At 42.4% G+C, this 8842-nt stretch carries 12 protein-coding genes; 9 read left to right on the top strand and 3 right to left on the bottom strand.

Annotated elements, in window-relative coordinates; genetic code table 11:
- The first annotated feature begins 234 nt into the window (after window positions 1-234).
- The 4 genes from LC574_RS13805 to LC574_RS13790 all read left to right on the top strand — a co-directional run bounded on the left by LC574_RS13805 (window position 235) and on the right by LC574_RS13790 (window position 2615).
- Window positions 235-849, top strand: coding sequence for a GNAT family N-acetyltransferase (locus LC574_RS13805; protein ID WP_229454050.1), 615 nt, complete (start codon window positions 235-237; stop codon window positions 847-849).
- Window positions 850-1105: 256 nt separating this feature from the next.
- A complete protein-coding gene (locus LC574_RS13800) occupies window positions 1106-1525 on the top strand; it encodes a DUF2267 domain-containing protein (RefSeq protein WP_229454049.1) in 420 nt (139 codons plus the stop codon).
- Between the two features lie 113 nt (window positions 1526-1638).
- The gene (locus LC574_RS13795) at window positions 1639-1806 is read left to right on the top strand and encodes a hypothetical protein (RefSeq protein ID WP_229454048.1); all 168 of its coding nucleotides are present in this window, start codon (window positions 1639-1641) and stop codon (window positions 1804-1806) included.
- Window positions 1807-1883: 77 nt separating this feature from the next.
- Window positions 1884-2615 (top strand): alpha/beta fold hydrolase, encoded by a 732-nt coding sequence (locus LC574_RS13790; RefSeq protein ID WP_229454047.1) that lies wholly within the window; start codon window positions 1884-1886, stop codon window positions 2613-2615.
- Window positions 2616-2737: 122 nt separating this feature from the next.
- On the opposite strand, the gene LC574_RS13785 is transcribed toward LC574_RS13790, so the two are convergent.
- Together LC574_RS13785 and LC574_RS13780 are read right to left on the bottom strand one after the other, a co-directional pair.
- Window positions 2738-3109 (bottom strand): VOC family protein, encoded by a 372-nt coding sequence (locus tag LC574_RS13785; protein WP_229454046.1) that lies wholly within the window; start codon window positions 3107-3109, stop codon window positions 2738-2740.
- A 53-nt stretch (window positions 3110-3162) separates the two neighbouring features.
- Window positions 3163-4419, bottom strand: a complete 1257-nt coding sequence (locus tag LC574_RS13780; RefSeq protein WP_229454045.1) for an MFS transporter — start codon at window positions 4417-4419, stop codon at window positions 3163-3165.
- 89 nt (window positions 4420-4508) lie between these two features.
- On the opposite strand from LC574_RS13780, the gene LC574_RS13775 reads away from it, so the two are divergent.
- The 4 genes from LC574_RS13775 (at window position 4509) to LC574_RS13760 (ending at window position 7416) form a co-directional block, all read left to right on the top strand.
- Window positions 4509-4775 carry a hypothetical protein gene (locus LC574_RS13775; RefSeq protein ID WP_229454044.1) on the top strand — a complete coding sequence of 89 codons (267 nt, stop codon included), beginning with the start codon at window positions 4509-4511 and terminating at the stop codon, window positions 4773-4775.
- A 736-nt stretch (window positions 4776-5511) separates the two neighbouring features.
- Window positions 5512-6297, top strand: coding sequence for a hypothetical protein (locus LC574_RS13770; protein ID WP_229454043.1), 786 nt, complete (start codon window positions 5512-5514; stop codon window positions 6295-6297).
- Window positions 6298-6749: 452 nt separating this feature from the next.
- On the top strand, window positions 6750-7028 hold the full coding sequence (locus LC574_RS13765; RefSeq protein ID WP_306422115.1) for a hypothetical protein: 279 nt from the start codon (window positions 6750-6752) through the stop codon (window positions 7026-7028).
- Window positions 7018-7416, top strand: a complete 399-nt coding sequence (locus LC574_RS13760) for a type II toxin-antitoxin system RelE/ParE family toxin (RefSeq protein WP_229454042.1) — start codon at window positions 7018-7020, stop codon at window positions 7414-7416. The genes LC574_RS13765 and LC574_RS13760 overlap by 11 nt, the downstream gene beginning before the upstream one ends.
- Before the next feature lie 303 nt (window positions 7417-7719).
- On the opposite strand, the gene LC574_RS13755 is transcribed toward LC574_RS13760, so the two are convergent.
- A complete protein-coding gene (locus LC574_RS13755) occupies window positions 7720-8091 on the bottom strand; it encodes a zinc ribbon domain-containing protein (protein WP_229454041.1) in 372 nt (123 codons plus the stop codon).
- Window positions 8092-8204: 113 nt separating this feature from the next.
- On the opposite strand from LC574_RS13755, the gene LC574_RS13750 reads away from it, so the two are divergent.
- Entirely contained in the window at window positions 8205-8771 is a 567-nt protein-coding gene (locus tag LC574_RS13750) for a type I restriction enzyme HsdR N-terminal domain-containing protein (RefSeq protein WP_229454040.1), read from the top strand.
- The last annotated feature ends 71 nt before the right edge of the window (window positions 8772-8842 follow it).

Below are 8842 nucleotides of genomic sequence, written 5' to 3'. Positions count from 1 at the left end.
GGTGGTTATACGGAAAAATTCTGTATAATACCCAAATAAGGGGGTAAAAAAGAAGTTTTCCGTATATTCAAACAGGATTTCCTTAGAATGCCTGATATATCAGGATTAAAAAAAGATTATACGGAAACTTTCCGTATAATAAATAGTTAGACCGCTTAGTGCTTGGTGAGGACGTAGGTAGCTTGAAGATTATTGATAGAGTGCGGTGCGATCTCTATTAAAGCTTTACGAATTATGGACTTTCAAATTCGTCTATCAAAGCCTGAAGACTCTGATAAAGTTATAAAACTACAAACCAGTTCACTTAGAACTTTATCATCAAGTTACGATTCAATTCAGATTGAGTCTCTTGTTTGCAGTCAAGCATCAGCAAGACTCGCCCAAGACGAGATAGGGGTTGTAGCAGAGCATGAAAATGACATTGTTGGATTTGCGTCTCTTCTTGTTCAGTCCTCCCAAATTGCTGGTGTGTATGTTCATCCAGATTTCATTCGTCACGGGATAGGCACGCAACTGCTTGAGACTGTGGAGAAGATAGCGATCGATAGGGGCAATGAAGTTGCTCATGTGATTTCATCCCTTGAGACAGTAAATTTCTATCAAGCTGTTGGCTATAAGCTAGTTCGTAAATCAGGTTTTTATTCGGAAGGAACAATATGGATACCATGCATAAATTTAGAGAAGCAACTAATTAGTGTTTCGAGGGCTAAAAGAGTATATCCGCATGTTGTCTCTTTGGTTTCTCGATTGAGAGCAATATTTTCTTTTATTCTGTTTCTAGTTGTGGCTGCTCTGGTATTTTCTCTTTTGCCACTTATAGTAAGTTTGATAGTAAGTTTGTTTCGATGAGTAAAGAGATATCATCAAGATGTAAATCCAAGTCAACATCGGTCTAACAATTCAAATGCAGCGGACGGACGAAAGCCGTTTGTGAGTGCCGAATCTGTCTGCGGCCGCTGATTTGAGCCGTTAGACTGCTCAAGTTTTCCTGAACTCACCTGCGAACCTAACAGTGACCGTCAGGGTTAAATCACATGGGGTTGTTCAACCAGATAAAACTTTAGGTATAATTTTGTACAGTTGCAATCAGCGGGAGCTGATGAATATGCCCATACCATCCGAATATCAACGCGCCTCGCTTGACTTCGAGAAGTTCTTGCTGGATGCCCGCGAAGCCTCTGGTTTAGTCACGACAAATCAGGTCTATACAATGGTGCAAGGAGTCTTGCAGACCTTTCGCCGTCGGCTCACACTTCCAGAAGCGATTCACTTCGCTGGAGTTCTTCCACCTGTGTTGCGATCTATATTCGTCGCGGACTGGGATACAGATGAACCGCGCCGCAGCTTCGGAGATCGAGTAGAAATGACCCAGGAAGTGCAGTTGTTGCGTGCAGATCATAACTTTGCGCCCGATACAGCCATTCAAGCCACCGCTGTAGCGCTCAGGAAGAACATTGACGAAGCACGATTCGATAGTGTGCTGGCTAGCTTGCCAACCGCAGCCCATGACTTCTGGCATCCGTAGCTGCCACTGTTACTAGATAAGGTACGATTGCATTGTATAGCGACAGTTAGTGAGCGATCACTGCATAACAACGCTTATTTCATTAGTTTATGCTATCAAGTCTTACTTTGCTCATGATACGCAGTCTAACAATCGCGCTGCACCGGAACGTTTTAAGATGGTTGGTTGAGTTGCAAAGGTTATCTGCGTCCGGTGAGCGCGAACGTTATGCCGATTATGAAGCCGTGGTGGGGACAGCCGCGAAAATCCATTTGCCAAAGTTTGAGATTAAAGTAACGTGAGATTACTAGAGGGGTGATTTGCGGTTAATTAATGAGGTAATTACGTACAATATCTATCAAGTATTGAGGAGTCAGAAATGGATTTGGCTTTCGTACTAATTCATGGTGGTGGACTTGATACATGGGTTTGGGGGCGAATCACTCCACTGCTTGATTTTCCTGCGCTTGCTGTGCGCCGTGCTGCTTCAGGGACAAACCTGAACCACTTGACTATTACTGATTCTGCAAAATATATTCAGTCGCAAATTGAATCGGCGGGCTTTCAGCGAGTGATTTTAGTTGCCCATTCAATTGGTGGTATTCTTGCCCCGACCGTTGCATCGTTGTTACCCCAACGAGTGGTACATATCGTTTTTGTGGGAGCCAATATTCCACCAGAAGGAAGTTCAGCGATTTCCATTTTTCGTCCCTCTGAACGTTTTGGAATTGCTGTGTGGTTACGACTAATGGCATGGAAGATTTCCTTCATGAATAAAGCAGTGGAGGCAGACATGCAAAGAACCCTCTGCAATGACATGGATGAGGCAACCGTTCAACAAGTTTTGGCTGGTGGTAAAAATCCAGAACCACCTGCGATATTTTATGAGCCAGTTTCACGATTACAAATGCCATCAGTTCCTTGCACTTACATTAAATTGCTCCAGGATCAGGGAATATTGCCACCATCAAAGCAAGATGAAATGGCAGCCAACATTGGAGCAAAGGTTGTAACTCTCAATACAGGACATACAGCTATGTTGAGCCGTCCACATGAACTAGCGAAGTTGCTCAATGACATTGCAAGTGAGACTACAGCCAAGAAAGAGTAGCGATCGCTGCATAACAACCCCAATGCACACCGACCGCCGAGAGGTTATCGGTTGGAGTTCAAGCTTATTTGCGGCGGGTGATTGGGAACGTTGGGCGGCGTATTCGCCTTCACGAACTACTGTCATTCAGTTGCCTTGTATTTCACAAAGTCAATGCCAATGCCGTTCAGGTCAACAATGGAAAAATGCGTTTCGCCCCACTCCTCCTGCCGAAGCTCAACTGCAATAGGAACATCTAGGTTTTGGATGCGTTCATATTCGGCTTCGACATCATCAACCTCAACCGTTAGCCAAAGCCCTTTGCCACTATACTCGCCCCGAAATATCTGATTTTGAAACTCTAAATCTGGAAGCATAAAAGCCAGTTCGCGCCCGTCCCGTTCGAGCAAGACAAACCATTCGTTTTCAAACTTCACCGAAAACTCCAAATTTTTCGTGTAAAACTCTTTTGACTCTTGAAGTTTGCTTGTCACTATTCCGTTGTAGAAAGGCATATTTTCTTCTTCTCACCTCGAACCCAGATGTCTGCTCCTGTGCTACATAAAGGCTACTGTTCTTCCGTAACCATAGGCACCTGCTGCGCGCGGTTCCACCGTCGTTGGGCGATGAGTAAGATCGGTATCGTCGTAATGTACACCAGCGTTCCCACACTCAGCGCCGTTCGCAGGGAAGCTATTGTAGCAAGCCATCCAAGCACTGGAGTTCCAGCGATATGACCAAATGCATTCGCCTGCCAATAGGTCGAGATCACGGTCGCACGGCTCTGCTTCGGCGCATTGAGATTGACCCACTGCAACAGTAATGGCCGACTAACGTTCCGGCACGTTTGTGTAAGACAAAACCCTGCAAATCCAATTGTAAACAAGTTTGTTAGCGCAAACAGAAAACTTCCAACGAGCATTCCGCAATAGAGTCCGACCAGTAACTTTATGATCACCAATTGCTCTATCGTTTGGTAGCGGCGACGGACAATTTCCATACCAAGCAGCGACAGAACACTAATAACGCCATTAATGATACCTAGCCAACTCACAGATGACAGTGCTCCCCACGAGGGCAAACCAATCGTTGTCACAAAGTGCGGCGTATGCAGCCGATCAAAGGCGCCAAGAGACACACCAATAACGATACCGATTAACAGAATCAACCAAAGAACTGAATGCGTTTGTATCAGTTGAAAACTATCACGAAGTGGTCGAGTAACAATTGTCCAAGTGCTTTGTTTTTCTACTCTCGAAGTCGGCCCAAATCCATTCTCGGTCATCGTAAAGGATAAGACAATACCAAGGAATAAGCATAGACATGCACCGACGATAATTGGCAAGGAAACACTAAAAGAAGCAAGGATGGCGCCAAGAAATGTACCAATGATTGTCAAGACTTGGCCCAGTTGTGTGGCGCGCAAAAACAGCAAACCGGCACGCTCCGTTCCAATCTCGTCGGTAATCCAAGCTGCTTCTGCGCCGCTAAAAAACGTAAATCCAATACCCCACAGTACTTGTGCCACCAGCACTCCAGCAAAAGAAGGGGATAAAACCTCAAAGAGGAAGCCGCCACCGCAGAGAACAATTCCAAGAATGACTGATAGGCGCCGACTGACAAGATCAGCAAACATACCAGTCGGAATTTCACAAAGAAAGGTCATACTCTCCAACACAACACCGACAACAACAAGCTGGAAAGGGCTAAGACCAAGCGTGACCGTATGATAGGCAAATTCATAGGTCAACACAAGTGCAAAGGCAAATGACTTCACGTTCCTCATAAGAAGGTAAAGTGTTTCTGGCGGAATGTGAGAGCGCAATGGAGATCCTGTTGTTAGTCGCTTGTGGGAGGACGTAAATTCTATTCTATCACAGAAAACGAGCGCAACAGCAGCACGCGCAAGTACAGGTGTCAAGGAACAATGAATGGGCAAATTGGGATACCGAGTTGGAATGGACATCCCTGGAAGGCGATTTCAAACTCAATGCTCAAGGGAAAGTTAAGCCAAAATCGGGTCCAGTTTGCCCTTTTACGATCACAGAATTCATCCCAGGGCAGAGCTACACCTTTTCGACTCGACTGCTGCTGTGTAATTTATACGAAGTTGCCAAAGATAGGATTGTTTGGAATCAAGTTCCCTACTGGACTAGCTTTCGGGCAAATAATACGATCTAAGACAACTTCGTATTAGTAGAGCGGCGCACGCTCAGACAAGACAGAGAGACAACCTATTTTACCCATGAAGTCTCGTTTGAGGCGTTCTGCCTAGCATTATGGAGCAATTGAAAGCGATTTGCGAAGCAAGTTCCCTTCGGTAATTGTGACAGGCAGCAGCAAGTAGATCCTGTAGCGCCAGCCGTCGAACAATCCGCTTGCACCCGACCGTTTAGGTTTTTTCGTTGAGTTCGATAGGTGGCTAGCGGCGGGTGAAGCGGGTCGTTATGCGGCTCAAGATATTCGGTTAAGGGAGTCTTTTCAAAAATTGATCGCAGTTGCTCGTTTCAGGAACATCTGTGCAAAGTGGTCAGCAATTGTGATTTTGGGCTTGAGTTTCACGCAAGTTGGGGCAATATTGCTGCTTTTACAATGACTTTACCATCAAAGCTTAATTGCTTACCCACATATCATCCGCAATCGCTATTTTTATCCCATATTAGTATACTTGTACTATATTACTATATTTAGATGTGTTTGCCCTGATCACTGCGGTAGGGGTTTCCCCAATACGGTTCGGTTAAGCGCAAAAAATAGGCTTTTAGTATAATTTTATGCTAATTTACTGAATCATTTTATTTTAGTCAACCTGTTTTTTATTTTGCCTAGCAAAGCATAGACGCGCAAGTGCAGGCTGAATTTTCTTATACTACTATGTATACAATGATATGACCGTGATGATAAATACAAGGAAAATATGTTGTTATCTCGTCAAGCTTTTGCTACACCTTTTGTAATTTGTATGTGTATTTTAGGAGTTGGCTTGATTCAATTCCCCCAATTGCAAAAATTAATAAATAGCAAGCAATCTGCCTCTTTAGACACTTTAGAGAAAGAAATAAAATCTGAAAATATCCGTCTTAGTTTTCTCCAAAAAATGCCTAGTTTTGGTTATGATAACTTCATCGCAGATTTGGTATATCTCAATTTTCTCCAATATTTCGGAGATGATGAAGTTCGGGATAAAACAGGTTACAGTTTAAGTCCAGAATATTTTGAAGTCATTCTAAAACGTGACCCGCGATTTTTAGCAGCGTATCGCAGTCTTTCTATCAGTACTTCATTGTATGCTGCTATGCCAGAACGCGCGATCGCATTATCAGAGAAAGGCTTAAAATCACTATCTCCCTCGGTTCCCGAAAAGTCTTATTACGTTTGGCGTTATAAAGGAGTTGATGAGTTATTATTTTTAGGCAACGCTAAAGCTGCCGAACAATCTTTTGCAACGGCGGCAAACTGGGCTAGTAAATTTTCAGATTCAGAGAGTCAGATGATCGCTCATACTTCCCAAAAAACTGCTGAATTTCTGAGTCGAAACCCCAACAGCAAATATGCTCAAATTGCTACTTGGGCAATAGTTTTAAATAACCAAGTTGATCAAAGGACTCAAAAACGTGCAATTAGGGAAATTGAAGCTTTAGGAGGAAAAGTAATTACAAATCCTGAAGGTACTCATAAAATTGTATTTCCCCCTAAAGATTAAATTATTATTCATAACGGGTTCCTGCAAGTGTAGTAGCGAATTATATTCGTCCAATTGTTTTCAAGTTTCTCACACATGATTATATCTCTTGCACAAATGCAAAATTCGCCCTCATCCCCCAACCTCTTCTTCCAATTTTGGGAGAAGGGGAGCTAATTTCAAAGTCCCTCTCCCAAGTTTGGGAGAGGGATTTAGGGTGAGGGCTTTTGATTCATGCAAGAAGTCTATTAGGGATTGGGCATGGTTTGTTATTTTTGACCATTCCCTATAGTGGCGATTTTGGATGAAGCGTTTGAAGGGATTGCCGCACTAGACTATAAGTCAATACGCTTGGGTTAAGGCTAAAACTATGTTACAAAGTCAATTTTTTTAACGAACCGCCAAGACGCCAAGGACGCAGAGAGAAGGAAGAAATGCTTAACTGAACTGTATTGGACTATAAGTAGGTTGAATTGACCCGATATTTAACAACACTATCATTATCTATGAAAGCAATTGAAACCACAGCGACAATTAATGAGAGTGGAGAACTTACGCTCGATAAATCACTGGGATTCATCAAACCACAGCGTGTTCGTGTTATCGTCTTACTTTCCGAAGATGACGAAACCGATCCTGATGAAACACCTACAGAAGTTGTTATAGAAGGTATTCGCCAAGGTTTACACGAAGCTTTAACTGGACAAACTCTTCCCCTCTCAGAAATGTGGTCAGGCATCGATGCAGAGTGAACCATCGCCAATCCAGATCGCTCTTACACCTCGTTTCAAAAGGGATCTTCGAGAACTTGCCAAACGCTATCGTTCAATTCGTACTGATCTCCAACTCTTAGTTGATCAACTTCAAGCAGGTGAAATCCTCGGTGATAGAATTGCTGGAGTTAAATATCAGATTTTCAAGGTTCGTCTCAAAAATAGCAACATTCAAAAAGGAAAAAGTGGAGGCTATCGAGTCATTTATTATCTGAAAACTGATCAAGGAATTATACTCACTACAATTTATTCCAAATCCGATATTTCAGATGTTAGTAATGAAACAATTGAAGAAGCGATGCCTACGGCGGTAAACTACGCACAATACGAGCAAGAAATTCAAATAGCCGATAATTCAGATGCATAAACCGGATTTCACACAAGTAATAAAAAATCAATTTACATGACCTCATGTAAATTAATTTTTTTGATACATCATCAATTCCAATTTAGCTGGGGAGACAATTTAAATATCAAATCGTAACTATAGGACTCCTATTTGATTTTTGAAATAACTCGCCCTCAACTCGAAAAGGCTGATTCCCTACTCCCTACTCCCTACTCCCTGCCTACACAAAGAAGTTCAGAAATCAAATCGGATTGCTATATTTAGGTCTGTATTAGACTCAACACAGAAGCGTTATATTCCCCACTCCCCAGAAAACCCAAATCAAGACCTTAATATCACAAACAACAAACAGACCAATAATAAACCTAATAGCAACAACAAAGCCTGATTGCGTTTTACCCAACTTTTCACAGTTACAGCAAAACTGTTAGTGTAACGCTGCTGTTCCAACTCTAACTTTGCCTGTTCAATATTTTGGTAAAGGGTACAGTCTTTGGCGTAGGGACGTTTAGGAAAATTGCAAGTATCATCAGCGTGATAGGTGCAGGTGTCGCACAGATACCCGTCCCCAGTGGCGCGGTGCAATGGAATACCGGGATGACCGTAAGCTTTGAGTGTCGTCCGGCAATAGGGACAACTAATAGCTTGACTATCAACGAGTTGATGGCAGTGGGGACAAGATACAGTAGCCAAAACCTTTAGCGCAAATAGGTAAACACTTTGATTCTATCCATTCTTGGATTTTACTAGCAACAGAGGCAAAAATTTTTACAACGGATAACTAACGGATATAATTGTAAAGTTGGATGCCTCTCGGTGCTAGTATGATTGCTGACTATGGCTCGATACTGCAAAACATTTTTCAAGCGATCGCTCCAAATAGTAACGAATCCGATGTAGAGCAAAAGGTAGTGGTTCCCCTTTTGCATATCCTTGGTTACAGCCATGCCGATTGGCAGTCTCAAGTAGTAATTCTACAATCTAAGCTTGACTTCCTAGTGGGTCAACCAGACTCTGCTTTAATAAAACCAGCCTATTTAATTATTGAAGTTAAAGCGCCCAGCAAAAACATTGCCCACAGCGTTTGGCAAATTAATAATTACATGCGCCACACTGGGTCTGTTATCGGGCTGTTAACCAATGGCTATGACTTTCGTATACTTTATAACTATGATAAAAAAATTATAACTATTGTAGAGTATTCCCAAGTCACACTTATTCATAGATATAGGTCATTTTACAAAATTTTATCTAAACAAACTTATTTAAACTTTACTTCTACTTTGTATAAAAATCAACAAAATATTCGTTTACAGTTTCTAAATTTAATCTCAAAAGAGGTGCAACCTGTGAACTGGGCGATCGCCGATTGAATGAGCGTGCGATGTCAATTGGCTATGCTCTTAGTCTTGGATTTGGCAAAGCACTGTCGGAAATCTTCAAC

Source organism: Nostoc sp. CHAB 5715, from assembly GCF_020829685.1.
In the GTDB taxonomy this organism is placed as follows: Bacteria; Cyanobacteriota; Cyanobacteriia; order Cyanobacteriales; family Nostocaceae; genus Nostoc.
The sequence above is the reverse complement of the archived record's forward strand: the minus strand, read 5'-3'. Positions and strand labels throughout refer to the sequence as shown.

Excerpts from the sequence above, each read along its gene's own strand:
- LC574_RS13800 (WP_229454049.1), top strand. The coding sequence starts at position 1,106 with ATGCCCATACCATCCGAATATCAACGCGCCTCGCTTGACTTCGAGAAG.
- LC574_RS13790 (WP_229454047.1), top strand. The coding sequence starts at position 1,884 with ATGGATTTGGCTTTCGTACTAATTCATGGTGGTGGACTTGATACATGG.
- LC574_RS13760 (WP_229454042.1), top strand. The coding sequence starts at position 7,018 with ATGCAGAGTGAACCATCGCCAATCCAGATCGCTCTTACACCTCGTTTC.
- LC574_RS13770 (WP_229454043.1), top strand. The coding sequence starts at position 5,512 with ATGTTGTTATCTCGTCAAGCTTTTGCTACACCTTTTGTAATTTGTATG.
- LC574_RS13785 (WP_229454046.1), bottom strand. The coding sequence starts at position 3,109 with ATGCCTTTCTACAACGGAATAGTGACAAGCAAACTTCAAGAGTCAAAA.
- LC574_RS13750 (WP_229454040.1), top strand. The coding sequence starts at position 8,205 with ATGCCTCTCGGTGCTAGTATGATTGCTGACTATGGCTCGATACTGCAA.
- LC574_RS13805 (WP_229454050.1), top strand. The coding sequence starts at position 235 with ATGGACTTTCAAATTCGTCTATCAAAGCCTGAAGACTCTGATAAAGTT.
- LC574_RS13795 (WP_229454048.1), top strand. The coding sequence starts at position 1,639 with ATGATACGCAGTCTAACAATCGCGCTGCACCGGAACGTTTTAAGATGG.